The sequence below is a fragment of the Psychrobacter pacificensis genome (assembly GCF_900101915.1).
Classification (GTDB): Bacteria; Pseudomonadota; Gammaproteobacteria; order Pseudomonadales; family Moraxellaceae; genus Psychrobacter; species Psychrobacter pacificensis.
This window is the reverse complement of record NZ_FNAL01000021.1, coordinates 26525-48588: the sequence shown is the minus strand read 5'-3', so window position 1 is coordinate 48588 and position 22064 is coordinate 26525. Positions and strand designations below refer to the sequence as shown.

Annotated in this window: 14 protein-coding genes; 4 read left to right on the top strand and 10 right to left on the bottom strand. The window is 43.8% G+C overall.

What is annotated here, in order from left to right; all coding sequences use genetic code 11:
• A partial coding sequence (locus BLR43_RS11120) for a transposase (protein WP_208855958.1) occupies positions 1 to 329 on the top strand: 329 nt, incomplete at its 5' end.
• 102 nt (positions 330 to 431) lie between these two features.
• Here BLR43_RS11120 and BLR43_RS11115 read toward each other — a convergent pair.
• Both BLR43_RS11115 and BLR43_RS11110 read right to left on the bottom strand, forming a co-directional pair.
• Entirely contained in the window at positions 432 to 2231 is a 1800-nt protein-coding gene (locus BLR43_RS11115) for an AMP-binding protein (protein ID WP_093071098.1), read from the bottom strand.
• Between the two features lie 440 nt (positions 2232 to 2671).
• A complete protein-coding gene (locus tag BLR43_RS11110) occupies positions 2672 to 4399 on the bottom strand; it encodes an AMP-binding protein (RefSeq protein WP_093071095.1) in 1728 nt (575 codons plus the stop codon).
• A 778-nt stretch (positions 4400 to 5177) separates the two neighbouring features.
• Between BLR43_RS11110 and parC the strand changes: the two genes are divergently transcribed.
• Positions 5178 to 7484, top strand: a complete 2307-nt coding sequence (parC, locus tag BLR43_RS11105) for a DNA topoisomerase IV subunit A (protein WP_093071093.1) — start codon at positions 5178 to 5180, stop codon at positions 7482 to 7484.
• A gap of 247 nt (positions 7485 to 7731) precedes the next feature.
• Here parC and BLR43_RS11100 read toward each other — a convergent pair whose 3' ends face one another.
• The 4 genes from BLR43_RS11100 to BLR43_RS11085 form a co-directional block, all read right to left on the bottom strand.
• Positions 7732 to 8193: a BLUF domain-containing protein gene (locus BLR43_RS11100; protein WP_093071091.1), complete on the bottom strand. Its 462-nt coding sequence runs from the start codon at positions 8191 to 8193 to the stop codon at positions 7732 to 7734.
• A 301-nt stretch (positions 8194 to 8494) separates the two neighbouring features.
• The gene (locus BLR43_RS11095; protein WP_093071089.1) at positions 8495 to 8968 is read right to left on the bottom strand and encodes a BLUF domain-containing protein; all 474 of its coding nucleotides are present in this window, start codon (positions 8966 to 8968) and stop codon (positions 8495 to 8497) included.
• 231 nt (positions 8969 to 9199) lie between these two features.
• Positions 9200 to 9508 carry a BLUF domain-containing protein gene (locus tag BLR43_RS11090; protein WP_093071086.1) on the bottom strand — a complete coding sequence of 103 codons (309 nt, stop codon included), beginning with the start codon at positions 9506 to 9508 and terminating at the stop codon, positions 9200 to 9202.
• Positions 9509 to 9759: 251 nt separating this feature from the next.
• Complete coding sequence (locus BLR43_RS11085) at positions 9760 to 10353, bottom strand: hemerythrin domain-containing protein (protein WP_093071084.1); 594 nt, start codon at positions 10351 to 10353, stop codon at positions 9760 to 9762.
• Positions 10354 to 10746: 393 nt separating this feature from the next.
• Here BLR43_RS11085 and BLR43_RS11080 point away from each other — a divergent pair, with 393 nt between their 5' ends.
• On the top strand, positions 10747 to 11586 hold the full coding sequence (locus BLR43_RS11080) for a Cof-type HAD-IIB family hydrolase (protein ID WP_083328928.1): 840 nt from the start codon (positions 10747 to 10749) through the stop codon (positions 11584 to 11586).
• Positions 11587 to 11628: 42 nt separating this feature from the next.
• Here the strand turns inward: BLR43_RS11080 and BLR43_RS11075 are convergent, their stop codons facing one another.
• Complete coding sequence (locus BLR43_RS11075; protein ID WP_071002938.1) at positions 11629 to 12441, bottom strand: 3-oxoacyl-ACP reductase; 813 nt, start codon at positions 12439 to 12441, stop codon at positions 11629 to 11631.
• Positions 12442 to 12800: 359 nt separating this feature from the next.
• Between BLR43_RS11075 and BLR43_RS11070 the strand changes: the two genes are divergently transcribed.
• The gene (locus tag BLR43_RS11070) at positions 12801 to 13928 is read left to right on the top strand and encodes an ABC transporter substrate-binding protein (protein ID WP_071002937.1); all 1128 of its coding nucleotides are present in this window, start codon (positions 12801 to 12803) and stop codon (positions 13926 to 13928) included.
• Positions 13929 to 14010: 82 nt separating this feature from the next.
• Here BLR43_RS11070 and BLR43_RS11065 read toward each other — a convergent pair whose 3' ends face one another.
• From BLR43_RS11065 to gltB, 3 genes are all read right to left on the bottom strand, one after another.
• Positions 14011 to 15222 (bottom strand): FUSC family protein, encoded by a 1212-nt coding sequence (locus tag BLR43_RS11065; protein ID WP_093071082.1) that lies wholly within the window; start codon positions 15220 to 15222, stop codon positions 14011 to 14013.
• Positions 15223 to 15427: 205 nt separating this feature from the next.
• Entirely contained in the window at positions 15428 to 16849 is a 1422-nt protein-coding gene (locus BLR43_RS11060) for a glutamate synthase subunit beta (protein ID WP_058024467.1), read from the bottom strand.
• Between the two features lie 232 nt (positions 16850 to 17081).
• Positions 17082 to 21545 carry a glutamate synthase large subunit gene (gene gltB / locus BLR43_RS11055; RefSeq protein WP_093071080.1) on the bottom strand — a complete coding sequence of 1488 codons (4464 nt, stop codon included), beginning with the start codon at positions 21543 to 21545 and terminating at the stop codon, positions 17082 to 17084.
• Positions 21546 to 22064: the final 519 nt, after the last annotated feature.

Here is a 22064-nt window from a genome sequence, read left to right as displayed (position 1 = left end):
AGATGCTGTTTGCACTAGATTACTTTAAGCACAACATTAACAGCAGCATATTCTACAACTGGTGCAAACAAACCCTAATCCCAAGTCTTAAAACCAAATGCGTGATTGTGATGGATAACGCTCGATTTCATAAGAAGAAGCGCATTCAAAAGCTACTGAATAGGCATGGTCATCGTATTCTATGGCTGCCACCGTACAGCCCTGATTTGAACCCTATTGAAAAGAAATGGGCACAAGTAAAGTTTCTACGCCAAGGCTGGTTGGAAAACGACTTATCCAAGTTGTTTTATGATGTTTGTCCTAACCATAACAATTTTATTTTGAACTGACTATAGACTAAAATCTTAAGATATCCTAACGTGACAGCGGCGCAATGGCAAGATTCACGCCCGCCATTGCGCCGTCAGTTAGGCAAGAATGGACGATAGAGGCTATTCTAAGCCTTCCATCTTACGCAATTCTTTACGTAGGATTTTGCCAACGTTCGACTTTGGTAATTCGTCAACGAACTGTATGTGACGCGGACGCTTGTAGCCAGTCAGTTGTTTTTTGCCGTACTCAAGCAGCTCTTTTTCGGTAACATCGCCTTTTTTGACCACAAATACTTTTGGCTCTTCACCGCGCTCATCATTAGGAACGCCAATGGCACCGCACTCTACCACAGCTGGATGCTCACTCATGGCTTCTTCGATTTCATTTGGATATACATTAAAACCAGATACCAAGATCATGTCTTTTTTGCGATCAACAATTTTGATAAAGCCTTTTTCGTCCATAATGCCAATGTCACCGGTTTTTAGGTAGCCACTCGCGGTAAAGGACTCGGTTGTTTCTTTTGGACGGTTTTGATAACCAATCATCACCTGTGGACCTTTGACGCATATCTCACCGCGATCACCCAGCGCGACGACGTTTTCTTCTTCATCGATGAGCACGACATCGGTGCTAGGTGCAGGAATACCAATCTTGCCAGTAAACTCTGCGATGGTCATTGGGTTAAAAGCAACGATTGGTGACGTCTCAGATAGTCCATAGCCTTCAACGATAGGTAGACCTGTGATTTTATGCCACTCTTTGGCAACGCTCGGCAATACGGACATACCACCGCCGATAGAGGCTTTTAGATTAGAGAAATCTAGGTCTGCAAAGCTGTCTTTGTGCACTAAGCCATTAAATAGCGTATTCACAGCTGGGATAAAAGAAGGTTTGTATTTACCCATCTCTTTGATAAGCCCATCGAGATCGCGCGGGTTAGGAATAAGCAAGCCTGTATAACCCTGGTACATGCTACATATACCGCATACCATAAATGAGAACACATGATACAACGGCAGTGCTGTCAAGATGACATCTCTGCTGTCTATATCATCTTCGAATGCACTATTCATCAGTGCATTAACCTGTAGCATATTGGCGACTAAGTTGCCATGAGATAGCATTGCCCCTTTCGCCACGCCTGTCGTCCCGCCTGTATATTGTAGTAATGCCACATCACTCAAGTTCAACTCAGGACGCTCATAATGACTGGCAGAGACTGCGCTCAATGCTTCCTTAAAGCTCACGCTATTTGGGATTCGATAAGGAGGAATCATTTTTTTGATATGACGAGCGACGAGGTTGACCACGACCCCTTTGACCGTACCCAGCATATCCCCAATCTTACAGACGACAACATGCTCAATCTGCCCTTTATCTTCGGCATCTTGATAGGTTTTCGCAAAATTCTCAACGATGAATAAGGCTTTGGCACCACTGTCATGGAGCTGATGGGACAATTCGCGACTGGTATATAAAGGGTTTACATTGACGAGTATCATACCGGCGCGAATGACACCTAGCGCGATGATCGGATACTGCAAGAGGTTGGGCATCATAACCCCAACCTTATCGCCTTTAACCAACCCTAGCGATTGCAAATAACTGGCAATCTGGCGGCTATATAGGTCCAATTGCTTAAAACTAATCGAGGCGCCCATGCAGATATAGGCCGTTTTTTGGCCATAACGGTTAAAATTACGCTCAAACACATCAAGTAAAGAGGTACTGTCCTCTGGCATCTCAATCGTAGCATCAATGCTATAACGCTCATAAGCGCTCAACCATGGACTGTCACTGGCGATAGTCGGCATAGTAGGGAATGCATTGTCTTGATAAATATACTCAGATGCATTGCCTTTATCACTGGTGCCAGCGTTATTATCTGTTGTCTCTTTATTGATATTGTCCGTCATAATTTTCCTTAAATATTACTGTTAAAAACATAGAATACTTTATATAAAAACTCTGTTTTTTTGATGGTGTAATGTTTGATGCAGCATGGTGAAATCGTATTAAATGAGCTCACAGGTCAGCGTAGCTATATCATTTTTATAGTAATCGCTTTGCAAGTCATATTGAGTAAAATCATCACTCTATTATAAATAAATGCAAAAACCTCTTGGCTGGCACTATAGCATTTTTACTAAAAATTCTCTATCTATACTCCTTATGCCTCACTATTCACAACAGGCACAAAGACAAAAAATGATAAGGCAGCACGAGACAACCTTATCATTTTGGTTATAACAATAACTAAATCTGGTTACTCAGCATATTACAAGTACCAATCAATCATAGAGGTACTTATAAATAGCCAGTGATAAAACCCCATCTAAACATAAGCCTTCGTAGATTAACCGTGGTTTTTCTCTTCGAGTGCTCGTAAGTCTTTACGTAAGATTTTACCGACGTTCGATTTTGGTAGCTCGTCAATAAACTCAACATGGCGAGGACGTTTGTAGCCAGTTAGGTTTTCTTTGCCATACTCAATGACTCCCTCTGCGGTCAGACTAGCGTCACTACGTACCACATAAATTTTGGGCACTTCACCACTCTTCTCATCATCAATGCCAATAACCCCGCATTCCAAAATTTTTGGATGGGTGGACATGGCGTCTTCTACTTCATTTGGATACACGTTGAAGCCTGAGACCAAAATCATGTCTTTTTTGCGATCGACAATTCTAAAGTAGCCGTTTTCATCCATGATACCGATATCGCCTGTGCGGAAATAACCGTCAGACGTCATAACCTCAGCAGTCGCGTCATCACGCTTCCAGTAGCCTTTCATTACCTGCGGACCACGAATACTAATCTCACCACGCTCACCCAAGGCCACTTCATTGCCTTCTTCATCCAAGATCGCAACATCGGTGCCAGGTACTGGTAGACCAATCGTACCATCAAAAACGGTGCTACCCATGGGGGTGGCAGTGGCCACAGGTGCTGTCTCAGATAAGCCGTAGCCTTGCGAGATGACGTTGCCCGTCACTTGCTGCCATTGCTCAGCCGTTGAGCCAAGTACTGCCATACCACCGCCCATTGAAGAGACCAGCTTACTATGATCCAAAGACTTAAACTCTGCGTTATTGGCTAAGGCGGTGAACAACGTATTCACTGCTGGGAAAAATGCGGGTGGATAGTCTTTATATGCTTTGATCAAACTTGGTAGATCACGTGGGTTTGGTACTAGCAGCCCGATGCAACCACGGTATAGGCCAAACATACCACAAACAGTAAATGAGAAAATATGATATAGCGGCAGTGCCGTCATAATCACTGGCTGCTCATTACTCTTCTCAAACTTGTCAAAAGTATCGCCTAAATAAGTATCGCTTTGGATCAAGTTAGCCACCAAGTTACCATGCGTTAGCATAGCGCCTTTGGCCACCCCTGTCGTACCGCCCGTGTACTGAAGTACAGCGACATCATCGAGGCTGATATTGTTAGGACGTTTATAGCTTTTAGCAGAAAAAAGGTTCATTGCTTTTTTGAACTTGACGCTGCCTTTGATATGATAAGCAGGCACCATTTTTTTGACGTGACGTACCACGGCATTGACAATAAAGCCCTTGAGCGGACTCATCATATCACCCATTGAGGCAACTACGACATGATCGACGAGGTCTTGGCCGATATCTTCATAAGTTTTGGCAAAGTTCTCAAGCAAAATCAAAACTTTGGTATCTGAATCTGTTAACTGATGTGACAGCTCTTTGCTGGTATAAAGTGGGTTGACGTTGACCAATGTCATACCAGCACGTAGCACCCCTAGCACCGCAACTGGTAGCTGCAAAATATTAGGCATCATTACTGCCACTTTATCGCCTTTTTGTAGTCCTAATGACTGAAGGTAAGCGGCAACTTGTTTACTATAGAGATCCAACTCTTCGTAAGACAGCTTAACATCCATACAGACAAACGCCGTTTTGCCTGCATGATTGATAAAGTTTTGCTCAATGATATCAATCAATGAGGTGTTGGCTGGCGGCATATCAATATCATACTGAATGCCAAGTTTTTCGTATGTTTTGAGCCATACTTTGTCGTTGCGACGAATCAGGTTACCTTGATCTTCCATAATCTTTTCTCTCCTAGTAATAATACATTACCGTCAGCTCATGCAAATCACAGTGTGATAAACAGACGAAAAACCAGAGCGCAGTCTCACCATCATGATGACAAGCGAGGCTGCGATATAGTCGTAAGGTGATGAGCAAACAATGTAGTGGTAAATAGCCCTTTGTTCATTAACATACACACTTTATATAGACTACTCAATACAAAAGATTGTTATACGAGTTCTCAAACTGGCTTGACGGCTGATATTTTCATTAATATCAATTATTTATACCAACAAAAACTGGTCATGTCACTGAATTTTACCCACAGTATCTCTTTTATTTTAGACACAATATTTACATAATAAAACTGCCTTCGCCTGTGCTCTCGAGGGCATCAGCTGGCCCAGTGAGCGGCGTAAAGTTACAGTAAGCTCCCTCTTCTCTTTGTCGCTGCTCGGTTTAGCTGCGCCGGTTCTGTCACTAATTCGGCACTGTCACTCTAAGATATTTATTAAAAATAAATGTTAGGTTTACTATACTTAACTTTATCTATAAAAGCCACGTAAGGGGACATGGCAAGTAAAGTCTATAAAAGCCAGTATAAGCACGTCATGAGCTGTCGTATATTCTGATACATGTCTTTTTAATTGGATCAATATCCTTTACGATAGCACTATCTTATTTTTACGTGAATATCGCGCCGAACCTAAATGAGCATACGGTGCAGTTCACACCTATACTATGCCTAACTATATAAACCATACTAATTAAAAACTCATAAGCGAAGTCTATTTTATGTCTGATGTTATTGATCCTACTGTTGCCCCAATCATTCCTAATGAGCCGATGGATACTCGCTCAGTGGCAGAGTTCACTGAGCAGGCCTACCTCAATTATGCCATGTACGTCATCATGGATCGGGCGCTACCAAATATCGCTGACGGCCTAAAACCTGTTCAGCGCCGTATTGTCTACGCCATGAGCGAGCTTGGGCTAAAATCCTCTGCCAAGGCAAAAAAATCTGCACGTACGGTCGGTGATGTGCTCGGTAAATACCATCCACATGGTGACAGCGCGTGTTATGAAGCCATGGTATTAATGGCACAGCCGTTCAGCTATCGCTATCCGCTTATCACGGGTCAAGGTAACTGGGGTAGCCCTGATGATCCTAAGTCCTTTGCGGCCATGCGTTATACCGAAGCCAAAATGTCTGCTTATGCCAACACCCTACTTGCAGAGTTGGGACAAGGCACGGTCGATTGGCAAGATAACTTTGACGGCACGATACAAGAGCCAACCACTCTACCCGCTCGCCTGCCCAATATTTTATTAAACGGCACTACAGGAATCGCGGTTGGCATGGCAACTGACATTCCGCCGCATAACCTTAACGAAGTGGTACGTGCTGCTATTCGTTTATTAAAAAATCCTGAGCTGTCTGTTAAGCAGCTTACCCAGTCAATACCAGCACCAGATTTGCCAACGCCAGCTGAAATCATCACTAGCAAAAAAGACTTGCAGGCGATGTATGAAACAGGGCGTGGAAGTTACAAAATGCGCGCGACTTTTCATATCGACCCCAAAGAGAAGAATTTAGTCATTATTGACGCGCTGCCCTACCAAGTCTCAGGCAACAAAATCCAAGAGCAAATCGCCAAGCTCATGACGGATAAAAAACTGCCTTGGATTACCGATATTCATGATGAATCAGATCATGAGAACGCTTGTCGTATCGTATTAGAATTGCGCTCAACGCGCGTCGATGTCGATCGCGTTATGAGCCATCTGTTTGCTAGCACCGATCTTGAGAGCAACTACCGCGTCAATATGAACATGATTGGCCTCAATGGTAAGCCACAGGTCAAAAATCTAAAAGAAATCTTAGAAGAATGGCTCATTTGTCGCCGCTCAGTCGTCACACGCCGTCTGCAATATCGTCTTGATAAAATCGATAAGCGCTTGCACGTCCTTGCAGGTTTGCTAATTGCGTATCTCAATATCGATGAAGTCATACGTATCATTCGTGAAGAAGACGATCCAAAAGCAACATTGATGCAGGACTATAACCTGACTGATATTCAGGCCAATGCTATCTTGGATATTCGTTTGCGTCAGTTGGCAAAGTTAGAGGAAATTGAGCTACGCCGCGAGCAAGATGAACTCGCTGCCGAACGCGCCACCATCCAAGAGTACTTGGACAATCCAGACAGTCTCACCAATCTGATGATTGAAGAGCTCACCGCCGATATGAAAGAACACGGCAATGAGCGTGTGTCGCCATTAGCAGAACGCGAAGAAGCACAAGCATTAAAAGAGTCAGACCTCGTACCGAGCGAGCCGGTCACCGCTATCCTATCGAAAGCGGGCTGGATTCGCGCGGCCAAAGGCCATGATGTCGATGCCGCTGGTATGAGTTATCGCTCAGGGGACAGTTATCAAGCGCACGTGCGCGGCAAGTCCAATGAGAAAATTTACGTCCTCGATAGTACAGGACGCAGCTATAGTATTGATACGCACAACCTTGCCTCCGCGCGTGGTCAAGGCGATCCGCTGACCAGTGTGTTAAAACCGCCAGCAGGTGCCAGCTTTGAGCAGCTATTGACTGGTGCTGACGATCAACGCATCATTCTTGCCAGCTCGCAAGGTTATGGCTTTATCAACACCCTTGGTAATTTAGACAGCAATCAAAAGGCAGGCAAGAATGTCATTAACCTCGCTGCCGATAGTCGCCTGCTGTCTGTCGCTCGTATCGATGCGCCAGTAAAAATGGCGGATAACACTGACGACGAGACCACCAAGTTAGAGATAACGCCTGACCATGTCGCAGTGGTAACCAATGCCGGATATCTACTAATATTTGCCCTCGATGATTTGCCCGAACAGGCTCGCGGTAAAGGAAACAAACTGATTAAGCTGAAAGATGATGAAGAAGTGCTGGCTATTACGCCACTCAGTTTACAAAACAGCCTCGTCATTACTGCTGGCAAACGCCACGTGACACTCAAGCCAAATGACTTGGCTAACTATACGGGCACTCGCGGTAATCGCGGCGGACGGTTACCACGAGGCTTTCAGAATGTAACGAGTGTTGAGGTTGGGTAGTTTTGGTCTCTCAAGTTTGATCAAGCTAGATTAAAACCCAGCTATCACGCATCAAAAAGCCGCCCATACACAATGTATGGGCAGCTTTTTTGTACTAATAAAGGTTTGTATTACCAAGAACAAAAATTTGTACTACAGCAGAAAAATGTCTGGCCATATTTGAATATTAAAACTAAGAGCCACCAAAACTAGAAACGATTAAAAGTAGAGTGAAAAAACACAGTTGTAGCGAACAGATACGCTCCATTTAGATATCGTTAAGCAGTTCATCTGTGAACAGCGCATCCATAAAACTTGTGATTCGATCTTTCGGCATTAGGTAGGGATTAAAGTCAGTACCTGCCGAAAAATGTCTGAGGGTATGTGCTTCATATTCAGGAGTTGATGCTAAGTATCTGATCAAAAATCCATCCCATTTACGTGTCTCTACCTCTTTAATATCTACAACATGGATAAAAAGATGTGGACGTTCCGTGATAATCCTCGTTATCAGCTCGTTGACATCAAGTCTTGAACCTTCAATATTTTGAATAATATAGTTGTCGTTGATGGCCAGTGCTGAGGTTATACCGCTTTTCTCGTTGTTTCGTCTTGCTATCTCAAAAGTACGGGCCATTTTCACGCCATTATCTTTTTCGCGGTTTTTGCCAATATACGTTAGACTGGTGAGAATGTGAGCACCGTTTTTATTTCTCTCGTCTGAAATCATTCCCTTCTCTCTTCTAAATTAGAATTCAATAAATCTACGCATAAGGTATCTAATTAAAAATCCATTTAACTTAAGATACTATTTAAGAATTATCCTAATCAATAGCCCCTTATTTTTTTGTTATATAGTTGCTAATTAATAACCTTAAGTTATTAATTCTCGAAGACCCATCTTGTATTTTTATTCCAATTCCACTCAAAAAAAATCTAAAAAAAGCATCTATAATATCTTTCTCTGAGAGTTCTGTAGCGAGAACAACTCATCAACTCTTTCTTCACAAACCTTTTCAGTCATTATGTCGTTATAATTTTTTTTGATCTGCAAAAATCTCATGTAAAAAGTTCTCAATCTGACTACTTCTCATAAGGTAAGGATTATAGTCAGCACCTGTCGAGAAGTTTTTCAAAGCATACAATTCATCTTCATTACTTGACGTTAAATGTTTGATTAAAAAACCATCCCATTGGCGTGATTCTATTTCTTCTATGTTGATAATGTTAGGAAAAATAGTTGGATGCTCGTCGAATATCTTGTGCAAGGCAGTACTGATAGCAGGTCTTGTTCCCTGAAAGCTTTGGACAAAATAGCCTTCACTGATAACTAAAGCTGAAACGATGCCGTTTTCTTCGAAATACCTTCTCCAATACTCAAGTGCACGAGTCAACTCGATGCCTGAGTCTAGATCGACATTTCTGGCGATATATGTCATGTTGATAAGAATGTGCTCGCCATTTCTTTTTTTGTTCTCTGAAGCATGGCTTGTCGTTGTATGCATAAGAAACCCTATTTGCAAAATACTTATCTAAATTAAGATACACTTTATTATAAAATATAATCAATGAAATTGTTACGTTTTGACCGAATTTTTACCATCTATTATTATTTTTTAAATTGTGACATGACCTTTTTGATGAGATAGGACACCAGTATTTACTGCCGCGAATTTTACTACAAATGTTGGTGAAAACTGTGTGATTGTATTATTCTAATAGCTCAAAAGCCTAATCTATATCTGACTATAATTACTATTTTTTAATCCCAAAATAGCAATAACTAAGCTTTCCTTAATCGAAAATCTCGAGTTTTCAATGTTTTGAATAAAATAATGATCCTTAATGACAAGCGCTGAAGTGATATTGCTTTTTTCGTTATTTTTTCGTGCCGTCTCAAAGGTACGAGTCAGCTTTATGCCATTATCTTTCTCACGATTTTTACCGATATATGTGAGGCTAACCAGAATATCTGCCCCGTCTTTATCTCCCTCCTCCAAAACTTCAGCACCAGATTCTGAGATGTACTCAATAACTTTATGCATAAAAGATTCCAATGATCAAAACAGCTTTAAATTAAGATATCCTTTACTCTAAAGTACAATCAACAACATTTTGTATTTTTTAGTAGGTTTTTACCCGTTATTACTATTTTCTAGAGAGCCAACGTTGCAGTTTCAATAAGATAGCGTACTCCCACTCCTATCGCTACATCGTAGTACTACAGATTTTGATACATTCAGTGCGGTAGTCTTGTCTGATAAAAAATAAAGCTGAACTATTTTTCGCTATAACACTAATTTAACCCCAAAATAGGAATCACCAAATCTTCTTCATCAGTGAGGTGTTGCGACAGTAGCTCACTTGCATCCATTAAGCGCTGATGCAATTGCTCAACCAGCGCTTTATCTTCAGTATTGCTTGATGCTAGCCTGCTATTTAGCACTTGCAGCTCATTAAGCAGTGTATCCAAATGCACATGATCACGATCTAATATCTCAAAACCTGCTTTTAGTTGAGGGTACATGCGCATGAACTGCGGAAAGTAGCCTGTATCTTCAATATTATGGTGCTGATGTAATTTAAAAATATATTGATTAATCCGTGATGAGATTTGTGAGCGGTATTCTAACCATTCAATATCACCAGCATGATAGGCATCACTGATTTGGATAAGAACGTGTTGGCGTTTACGTATGTCAGCGTGAATACTTAGCCAAAAAGATGTCTTATAAACATAGTCGTTACTGAACCATTGATCTGGTGGCAGTTTGTCATACAAAAATAGCCATTCTGATTGTAATCGGCTCTCAGGGTGACGTGGCATAGACGCATCGAGCGTGTTATCTGCTATGGCATCATGATTTGATTTTGGGGTAGAAGCAGTCATAATCTTGTCCCTATAAATTATTTTGCTTATTCAATTTTCTCTATAAGTGCTTGAGTCGTTATCAATAAACCCTCTTTAAAGAACTTAGCTCAGAAAACGACATAGTAATTTATTAGATAAAATTCATTAGATGAACTAAAAAATATTTAATTTAAGTGTAGTCTATATATAGTCTAAACATAGAATATCAACGGTATCTTCGGTAATACGTTAGCAATTTTATGAATCATCAAAGTGAATAGCGTAAGACCCATGCGTTACACAACCTAGTCAAAACCATCCTCATTTTTGGCTAATGAGCCTGTAGGATAAGACGAATAATAAAGTCGCTCAGGCATTAGTAATCAGCTACTATTACCTTTAGTAGCAGCGCTTAAAATGTAGAGGATCATCATGTTTATCGAAGATAAAATTGCTCAAGAAAGTATGAATACCAAAGTTTCTACACCTAAAATCATCTTTTTCGATATCGATGATACCTTGAGTCGCAGCGGCGTCATTGCCGAACATAATAAAGCAACCCTTGAGCAACTGGCAGACACTGATATCAAGCTGGTGATTTCAACTGGGCGCTCCAAGGCCATATTGCCTGAGGATATCTTAGCATTGCTTGATGCAGATATATTGGATGCCATTATTTGTATGAATGGACAGTATAGCTTTGATAAAAAGGGCCGAATCAGCCACTATCCATTGTCAGATGAGCAAACAGATAAAATCGTGCGTCTTTGCCAGCAGAGCGACTTGATTCATAAGTTTGACTCTGCTACTCATATCGCATGGTCAGATGAAAACGACCGTTTGCGTGAATTCAACGCTGTCACACCCAACTCTATTCTTGACCCTGAGTATTACAAGTCAAATATCGTCTATCAATGCTCAGTATTTTTTAATAATCAATTCGATAAAATGCAGGACATCGATTTTGCGCAGTATGATTTAAAGCTGGTACATTGGCATCAAATCGGTGCAGATATTTTGCCAGTAGATGCTTCAAAAGCGCGCGGCATCAAAGATGTCTGCGAATACTATGCGGTCGATGTCAGCGAGTGTATGGCGTTTGGCGATGGTATGAATGATTTAGAAATGTTTGATTTGGTGGGGTTTGCGGTTGCGATGGGGGATGCTCAGCCCGCTCTGATAGAACGAGCTGATTTTGTCACTGGTACGATTGAAGAGTATGGTATCCAAGCCGTGCTTGAGCAGTTCTACACTGCCGCGTCCACCAAATAAAAACCTTGCTTGAGCCTATATCAAGTACCCGTTAGCTTTTTGCTAAGGCATCGTCAAACCACCATCAACCGCGATGGACTGACCGGTGATAGCCACGCTCAAATCAGACGCCATGAGTAGTACAGAGTTAGCAAAGTCGGCAACTGAGGTGGCTTGACGCAGCGGCGTGGTGGTAGCGATATAGTCAAAGACTTCCTCAGTCGTGAGGCTGCTAGCATCGGTAGTCTTTAACAGGCCGCCTGCTAATAGGTTTACGCGAATGCCGTGCGGACCAAGCTCGCTAGCTAGATTGCGCGTGAGCCCCAGCAGCGCCGATTTGGCGGTCGTATAGTCATAATAAGTCACGACAGGATTGTAGACAAGGTTGGTTGAGATATTAATGATTTTACCCATCTGCTGCGCTTTCATCTGTGGCAATACCGCTTGTACAGTGTTGACCGCGCCTTTGACGATACCGTCGATTTGCTGAGAAAAATGCGCCCACTGCACGGTCTCGATGCTAGTATTGTCAGCACTAGGGTCAAATTGATAGTGTGGCAATGCATTATTGACCACAATATCGATACGACCATGACGGCTAATAACTTCAGCCGCCATGGCCTTTACCTGCTCAAGCTTGGTGACATCCGCCTGATATACGAACGCCTGCCCGCCTGCTGCCATGATATCAGCCACTACCGTCTCAGCCGCCTCTTTACTGTTGAGGTAATTGACACAAACGATTGCGCCAGCTGTTGCCATTTGCTGAGCAATTTGTGCACCAAGTCCACGACTGGCGCCAGTGACGATGGCGACTTTGTCCGTAAGTAATGCTGGTATAGCGACAGGTCTGTTAGTAGAGGTACTTTGAGTCATCACGCGGTATCCTTTATTATTGTGGTATGGTTCATTGAGAGCCAAGTGCTTTTTGCGATTTTGCGCTTGAGCCTACGTTTATAGTAGCATGGTTATATCACCTCATTGCCCAGCACCTTGTGAGCAGTTTTTTAGAAATTCGACTGATTATCATCTGTGTTCAAATCAGCTGTTATGACAAATTTGATTTGTCTCATGAGCGCTATGTATGCGCATTACGACATATTGTCTTAGTAATAGCCCTTTAAATTGTGCAAAGTGATAACCATAATAGTGTTATTAGCGACATTAGGCATTAATTGCCTTATCATTTTTATCCGCATCTTTGATTTGAATTGTCTTTATTTAGGAGAGGTATTTTGACCCATTTATCATCGTTCCATTCAAGCAGCCCGGCACGCTTTGGACGTATGCTGCCAAAAGCATTACTAGCAGCCACTGTTGGCTTGGCATTATCCAGCTGTAGCAATTCTGACAATGCGGCAGATGCTAGCGCTGCTGCGAGCAATGAGACGCTTAATCTGTATAACTGGTCAGAGTACATGCCACAAGAGATTTTGGATGGTTTTGAGGAAGAAACTGGTATCACGGTCAATTACACAACGTTTGATTCCAACGAAGCCATGTACGCCAAACTCAAATTGCTTGATGATTCTAGCCAGTATGATTTGGCCATTCCATCGACTTATTATGTCGAAAAAATGGCCAAAGAAGGGTTACTGCAAGAGTTAGATAAGTCTAAATTAAGTAACTTTAAAAACCTCGATACGTCATTTACCAACACCAAAGTCGATCCTGACAATAAATACTCTATACCGTACATGTGGGGTAGCACCGGTCTTGCGATCAATGGCGATAGTGTCGATCCTGCAACTGTGAATAGCTGGAACGACCTATGGGATCCTAAGTACAAAGGTCAGGTGATGCTTACCAACGATGTGCGTGAAGTGTTCGGTATGGCGTTACTGACGCTAGGCTACTCGGGCAACAGTAGCAATCCTGATGAAATCAAAGCGGCTTACGACAAGCTTACAACGTTAATGCCAAACGTCAAAACGTTTAACTCTGATGCGACACGTATGCCGTACATCGAAGGTGAGACGTCTCTTGGCATGACGTGGAATGGCGAAGCAGTCATGGCGAATGACGAAGGTCTAACGAGCCTGGCTTATAAATACCCAACTGAAGGCGCTATCTTGTGGATGGACAACTTTGTCATTCCAAAAAATGCCAAACAGGTTGATGCAGCACATAAATTTATTGATTACTTATTGCGTCCTGAAAACGCCAAAATCGTGAGTGAAGAAATTGGTTATGCCTCACCAAACCAGGCAGCACGAGAGCTGATGGATGAAAGCGTTCGCAACAATCCAACGATTTACCCATCTAAAGACGTGTTAGCCAAAGCGGAATTCCAAGAAGATGTGGGCGATGAAGCACTACAAGTGTATCAACAATACTGGGATAAGCTAAAAACGGGGCGCTAATAGCCATGGTTTAATACCTTTAAAATAAAGTAAATCTTTAAGAAAAAACGCTGATCCTAAATGGTCAGCGTTTTTTTGTGCGTTATAAATGCAAATCTGTCTCGCCGCCCTGCTCTTTCATCCGGCGCTGCTCACGGCGCTGATAACCCAGCCCAGATGCAGCAAACCAGTGTGGCTTAGAGGTTTGTAACAGATCACTCAATTGCTGCAACTGGGTTTGCAACGTCTGTGTTAACCAAAAATACCCCTGCCACTCAAATGCTAAGTGCTGCACACTTGGATATTCTGACACAGCAATACGAGTAATCGGGCGAAACACTTCATCGCTTGGACTTCGGAGTACCGCCGCCATATGCTGCATGGCTTGCGTCAATTCGTGCTGATAATGCATCAGTAACACATGGTTTTCTTCATCAATTTCGATATTCGCCAAACGCGGAGCAGCACTTAATAATAAATCAATCGTTCCGATAATATTACGATGGGTACGCTGAATGGTCTCTAGCGTCTCTTTTTCGATTCCTGACTCACTTGCTGTCGCAGCGATATGTGGACGCACAGCCAGCAGGCGTTTGTTGATCTGCTGTAGCGCTGTTACCAACTTCCTATCAACGGGTACTTCTTTAATAGGAAAGGCGATTGGGTTTGATTTTTGAGTAGCATTGTCCATTACCCCATCCGCTGCATCAATATGATGACCCACGCCAGCATAGAGACTGCTACAAGCGTCAAGATTACTACTCAATAAAAACCGCCACATCAACGTTGATTTGAGCGGTAAAATCAGCGTCACTGCTACCGAAACACCTGTACCCAGTAAGATATTTAGCGCGCGGTAGATGCCATCTTGACCGATGCTGTTGTGACCCAAGTCAGAGACAATCATCAACATAGTGATACCCGTTAGCAGCCCTGTGTAGCCAAGCTTACGAACGGCCAGATAACCAATGATGCCGCTTAATATACCGATAAGTACATAATCGATCCATAGCCATGCACCTGCATTTTGAATGAACCACAGCACCCCAAGGGCTGTACCTATGCCTAATAGAGTACCCAAGACACGCTCTTTGGCTTTGGTATAAATAGCGCCTTGATACTGCAATAATCCCAAGATAATAAAAACCGTAATGGTGGTCCACTCACCATGCGGCAGGTTGGTGAGTTTATTGGCCAGTAGCGCCAGTATGACAGCCGTTCCTAAGCGAATGGCGTGCAAGACGTCGGCATGTTGATAGCGAACATAAGGCTCAGTAAATGGAGCAGTAATAAGCTGGTAAAGGGTTGATTTCACGCAAGGCTACTCTTTTTAGTGAATAAACGAGTTTTAGTGGATAAATGAGGTAAACGATAAAGCATATAGGGTACGCAAAAACATGCTAGCAGTCGAGCCTCGATTTACCAAGCATCACTCAAAAAAAACGCCTTTTGTCTGATAAAAGACAAAAGACGTTTACATCACAAACCACTAATAAATCGTGGAATCTAAATCGAGGTAATTATACTTCTAAAAAGTCTAGTATACCTTCTGCTGCTTCGCGGCCTTCCCAAATAGCCGTCACGACCAAATCAGAGCCACGTACCATATCACCACCTGCAAAAATTTTGGGATTCTGCGTTTGGAATTTAAAGGTTTGTTTTTCTGCAGCCAACACTCGACCAGAGCTGTCCATTGCCACTTGCTGCGACTCGAACCAATCAGCAGGACTTGGTCTAAAGCCAAACGCCATAATCACGGCATCACATGGGATAATCTCTTCAGAATTAGGAATCGGCTCAGGACGCTGACGTCCGCGGTTATCTGGCGCACCCAAGTGCGTCGTGACGACTTTTACCCCATTGACCTTGCCGTTTAAGCCAATGATTTCAGTAGGCTGGCGGTTGAATAAAAACTCAACCCCTTCCTCACGAGCATTGACTACTTCGCGGCGTGAGCCAGGCATATTTTCTTCATCACGGCGATAAGCACAGACGACTTTTTCAGCACCTTGACGAATACTGGTACGGTTACAGTCCATCGCTGTGTCACCACCTCCTAGTACGACAACTCTTTTGCCTTTAAGGTCGATGTACTCTTCGGCATCTTTTTCCCAGTCATTACAACGGTTGACGTTGGCAATCAGGTAATCTAGCGCATCATAGACGCCTGTCAACTCTTCACCAGCGAAGCCGCCACGCATATAGGTGTATGTACCCATACCCATAAAGACCGCGTCATACTCAGCCAATAGCTCATCAATGGTGACGTCTGTACCGATCTCTGTCTCTAAGCGAAACTCCATACCCATGTCTTCAAAGATGACACGGCGGTTACGCATGACGTCTTTTTCCATTTTGAACTCAGGAATACCAAAAGTTAATAAGCCACCAATTTCAGGACGTTTGTCAAAGACGACAGGCTTGACACCATTTCTGACCAAGATATCTGCGCAACCAAGACCTGCTGGTCCTGCGCCAATGATAGCAACTTTTTTGTCTGTCCAAACGACTTCAGACATATCTGGGCGCCAGCCAAGTGCAAACGCGGTATCGTTGATATATTTCTCGACATTACCAATGGTCACTGCCCCAAAGCCATCGTTCAATGTACAAGCGCCTTCACACAAACGGTCTTGCGGGCAAACTCGTCCGCATACTTCAGGCAAGGTATTGGTGCGGTGGCATAATTCAGCCGCTTGGAATATCTGTCCTTCTGTCGCCAACTTTAGCCAGTTAGGAATATAGTTGTGTACTGGGCATTTCCACTCGCAGTACGGGTTACCACACTCAAGACAACGATGCGCTTGCTGAGCAACAGCTTCGTTTTCAAAAGGTTTATAAATCTCAACAAACTCTGTTGAGCGCGTTGCAATGTCTTTTTTGGTTGGATCAAATCTCGGTACATCTAAAAACTGGAAGTTATTTTCTAAGCGTTTTGCCATGGTGCTATCTCTTTTATATAAGGCTCTTTTGCAGTGGGTGGCGACAGTCATGCGATGTGTTGTTTGTCTAAAATCTAAGACATATATCACTGCTGTCACGTACCTGCTGAAAACCTGTGAGTTAAAACGTCTCTAAAAACGGAACGCTGGCTACCCTAATTAAAGTCATTGTCGATTCCTCAATACGATCTCTTAAGACAATCGATTGACACGACCGACAATGACAAATCGGCTATTGTGGGTCGGCCATGGTAGTTTTAAGAAGACTTGCAATGTTCGCCGCTTTTGGCTTCACCAAATAGAATTTACGAACATAGTGCTCAAAGTCGTCCAATATCGTCTGACCCCACGCACTGCCTGTTTTATCTACATGAGCTTCAATCACTTGTTGTAAGTGAATGCGATGCTCTTCTGTTTGCTCGCTTGAGATACGGTTGAGATCGATCAGTTCATGATTGCAACGATCAAAGAAGTCACCTTCCATGTCGAGTACATAAGCAAAACCACCCGTCATACCAGCGCCGAAGTTGAGCCCAGTACGTCCAAGAATCGTGACGATACCGCCAGTCATATATTCACAGCAATGGTCACCTGTACCCTCGATGACTGCATGCGCACCAGAGTTACGAACGCCAAAACGCTCACCTGCGGTCCCAGCAGCATATAACTTACCGCCCGTTGCACCATATAGACAAGTATTACCGATGATGGCGGTTTCTTGTGCCGTAAAGTTTGAGTCTTTAGGTGGATAAATGACAATCTCACCGCCAGCCATGCCTTTACCCACATAGTCATTGGCATCGCCTTCAAGCTCAATATTTAGGCCGCCAGCGTTCCACACACCCAAGCTCTGCCCTGCGGTCCCCGTCAGACGAAGCTTGATCGGCATATCGCTCATGCCAAGGTTGCCCCATACTTGCGCAATCTCACCAGAGATACGAGCACCAATAGAGCGGTCACAGTTGCCAACGAAATAGCTATAATCGCCGCCTGAGCCTTGGCGAATATTGACGAGCATATCGCGAATCATCTGCTCAGCGAGCAAGCCTTTATCAAACGGCTCGTTACGCTCCACCTGACACGTTTGGGCTTTGCCCACACTGGCTGGGTGACTAAATAGCAATGGCGTTAAATCAAGATGACGCTGCTTGTCCGTATTACCTTCTAAGATATCTAGCAAGTCAGTACGACCGACCAGCTCTTCCATACTACGAACACCTAGCGCTGCTAACCATTCACGTGTTTCAGTCGCCACAAATTTAAAGAAATTAATCAGCATTTCTGCTTCACCAATGAAATGCTCATCGCGTAGCTTGGCTTTTTGGGTAGCAACCCCTGTTGGACAATTATTTAAATGACAGATACGAAGGTACTTACAACCAACCGCAATCATCGGCGTAGTACCAAAGCCAAAGCTCTCTGCACCAAGAATGGCAGCCTTGACGACATCCAATCCTGTTTTTAAACCACCATCGGTCTGAACACGTACCTTATCACGTAATCCATTCACTCGTAGAGACTGATGGGTTTCAGCCAGACCTAGCTCCCATGGCGAGCCTGCATGATGGATAGACGATAGCGGAGATGCTGCTGTACCACCATCATAACCTGAGATCGTAATCAAATCGGCATAGGCTTTTGCAACGCCTGTCGCGATCGTACCAACACCCGGACGCGACACCAATTTAACCGATACCAATGCATCTGGATTGACTTGCTTCAAATCAAAAATCAGCTGCGCCAAATCTTCGATAGAGTAAATATCGTGATGCGGCGGCGGTGAAATCAAGGTCACGCCTGGCACCGAATAACGCAAGCGCGCAATCAGCGCATTCACTTTACCACCAGGTAGCTGACCACCCTCGCCCGGTTTTGCGCCTTGAGCGACCTTAATCTGCATGACTTCTGCTGAGCGCAGATATGCAGGTGTCACGCCGAAACGACCAGAGGCCACTTGCTTGATCTTTGAGTTACGCAACGTGCCATAACGCGCAGGATCTTCACCGCCCTCACCAGAGTTTGAACGTCCACCGATAGTATTCATCGCCATCGCAATTGACTCATGCGCCTCAGGAGACAGCGCACCTAGTGACATGCCTGCTGAGTCAAAACGCGTCAAAATCTCAGAGATATCCTCAACATCATCGACATCGATACTGTTGTCAGTCTTTAATTGCAACAAGTCACGTAAGGTCGCCACTGGGCGGCTATTGACTAGATTGGCATAATTCTGATAATTCTCATAATCGCCCGTACGTACTGCCGTATGCAGGCTGTTGATCACGTCAGGGTTAAAGGCATGGTACTCTTTATTGAAGACAAATTTGAGCAAACCGCCCTGATCTAGTGGCGCACGACGCTTAAATGCGTTGGCAGCCAGTTGCGCTTGGTCAGCGGCAAGATCTGCAAAGGTAGCGCCTTTGATACGGCTTTGTACGCCTTTAAAACATAGGCTCACGACCTCTTCAGACAGACCAACTGCTTCAAACAGCTGCGCACCGCGATACGACACAATGGTAGAGATACCCATTTTTGATAAGATTTTTAGCAAACCTTTATCCAAGCCTTTGCGGAAATTAACGCGAGCTTGAATCGGATCACCAAGCAACTCACCAGTCGCCACCAAGTCATCGATGACATCATATGCCAGATATGGATACACACAAGTTGCACCAAACCCGATCAATACCGCGACTTGATGCGAATCGCGTGCAAGACCTGTCTCAATCACCAAGTTAGCATCGGTACGGATACCTTCTGCAATCAGATAATGATGTACGGCTCCTGTGACCATGATGGCATTGGCAGGTACTTTTTCTGCATCGATCTCTTTATCAGACAGTACGATCAAGGTATTGCCCGAACGGATTTTATCTGCCACTTCTTCGCAAATAGCAACGATAGCATCAGATAACTCTAAAGTACGGTCATAGTTCAGATCGATACGAGCCATCTTGAATGCTGGATCATCCAAGGTTTCAAGCTGCTGCATCTTGCTGGCTGACAAGACTGGTGATGACAAAATAATACGGTGAGCATCTCTTGCTGATGGCGCAAACACATTAGTCTCAGCACCTAGGCAAGTTTGTAGTGACATCACGATTGATTCACGTAATGGATCAATTGGCGGGTTGGTCACCTGTGCAAATTGCTGACGGAAAAAATCACCGACATGGCGGATTTGCTGCGATAGTACTGCCATTGGCGTGTCATCACCCATCGAACCTACTGGCTCTTGGCCGTTTTCAGCATTAGGACGGATGATCTCTGTACGCTCTTCATTGGTGATGTGATACATCTTTTGTAAAGCTTTTAGCTTGTCGCCACGGCACGCTTGCGCTGCTAAGGTTTCTTCTAAGCGCTCATCATCACGGACACGTGTCGCTTCTTCACGCAGCCACTTTCGATACGGATGCGCATTTTTCAGCAACGTTGCAACAGCAGTCGTATCCATCACTTGACCTGTCAACGTATCAATAACCAGCATTTGACCTGGGCCGACACGACCTTTTGCCAACACATCTTGTGGTGAGTAGTCCCAAACACCAACCTCTGATGCGACGGTGATATAACCGTTCTTGGTGGTCACCCAACGTGACGGACGCAGACCGTTTCTATCGAGCATACAGACGGCATAGCGTCCATCTTGGATCACAAGCCCTGCAGGACCATCCCACGCTTCCATATGCTGCGAATAAAACTCATAAAACGCTCGCAAATCCATATCCATGCTATCGACGTTCTGCCACGCTGGTGGCACCAAAATCGACATCGCATGGAACAAATTCATACCACCAGACATTAGCACTTCAAGCATGTTATCTAGGCTTGATGAATCAGAACCTGTACTGTTTACAAGCGGCGTCAATTCATTCAAGTTCGGCAGTTTGTCTGATTTGAGCTTTGGCGTGCGTGCTTTAGACCAGTTGCGGTTACCTGTAATGGTATTCAATTCACCATTATGAGCCAGATAACGGAACGGCTGTGCCAATGGCCAACGCGGCAAAGTATTGGTGGAGAAACGCTGATGGAAAACCACGATATGTGACGCCAAGCGCTCGTCTTGAAGATCCAAGAAAAATGCTGGCAGGTCTGATGGCATGACCAAACCTTTATAAATAATGGTCTGGCAGCTTAATGAACATACATAAAACAGCTCGTCATCTGTCAGGCGCTGCTCTGCTTTTTTGCGTGCAACAAACAGTTTACGGTTGAAATCTTCAGCAGCCAAGTCATCTGGCGCATTGACAAATACCTGCTTAAAACCTGGTAATGTCTCACGGCCGATCTCACCCACAATACTTAAATCAAGTGGCACATCACGCCAGCCAGCGACTTCTAATCCTTGGGCGGTAATCTCATCGCTCAATACTTGCTGGCTATACTTGGCTTTATCATCATCCAAATTGACGAACACCATACCAACAGCAAAGTTGTCTGTGATTGCGAATTGCTGCTCATCAGCGATCTGTTTAAAGAAGTCGGTAGGCGTCGCTAATAGTAGACCGCAACCATCACCAGTTCTACCATCTGCCGCCACACCACCACGATGTGTCATGCAACTTAAACTATGAATGGCGGTTTTTACCAAATTATGGCTGGCTTCACCCTTAATATGAGCAATTAGACCAAAACCGCAATTATCAGAAAAATCATCTGGCGTGGCCAGGTGTGTTTGCGAGGAAATCATTGACATAGCTTGTCCTTTTAAGTAGACGGGCAACTTACATCTCCAATGCGGAGCATAAGCTGGTACCCGTAAGCAGAACGGGCTGATAGTGGATATTCGGATAGTTGAATTAGTAAATGGTGCGAGGCTCAATCAACATCATGCTCTAAAAGCAAGTAACCCTTTGACCCTCTTGGTCATTAGCTAATGTCGTGACATATGCGTCGTATATTAAAGACAGTGAATGGCAGCCCTTTGAAACAGAGTAATTTATACCCCTAAATGCCAATTGCCCAATCAGTAATACGTTATGTCGTTCGTTTAAGCATCGTGTGTTATGTCGTTATATCTAGCAATGAGAGCTGGACATCCAACCATTTAATAATCGTGCATGTGGTTCGTCTTGAATATCTGACGCTCTGTATTCAAGCGCCTTATTCACTCTAAAAAGAGTGACAATAAGAGAGGTTGCGTCACTTACAATGATCTTGATGTCGGTTGTAAGTAGCCGCGCTTGAGACAACAAATTTCAGTAATAAACTCTAT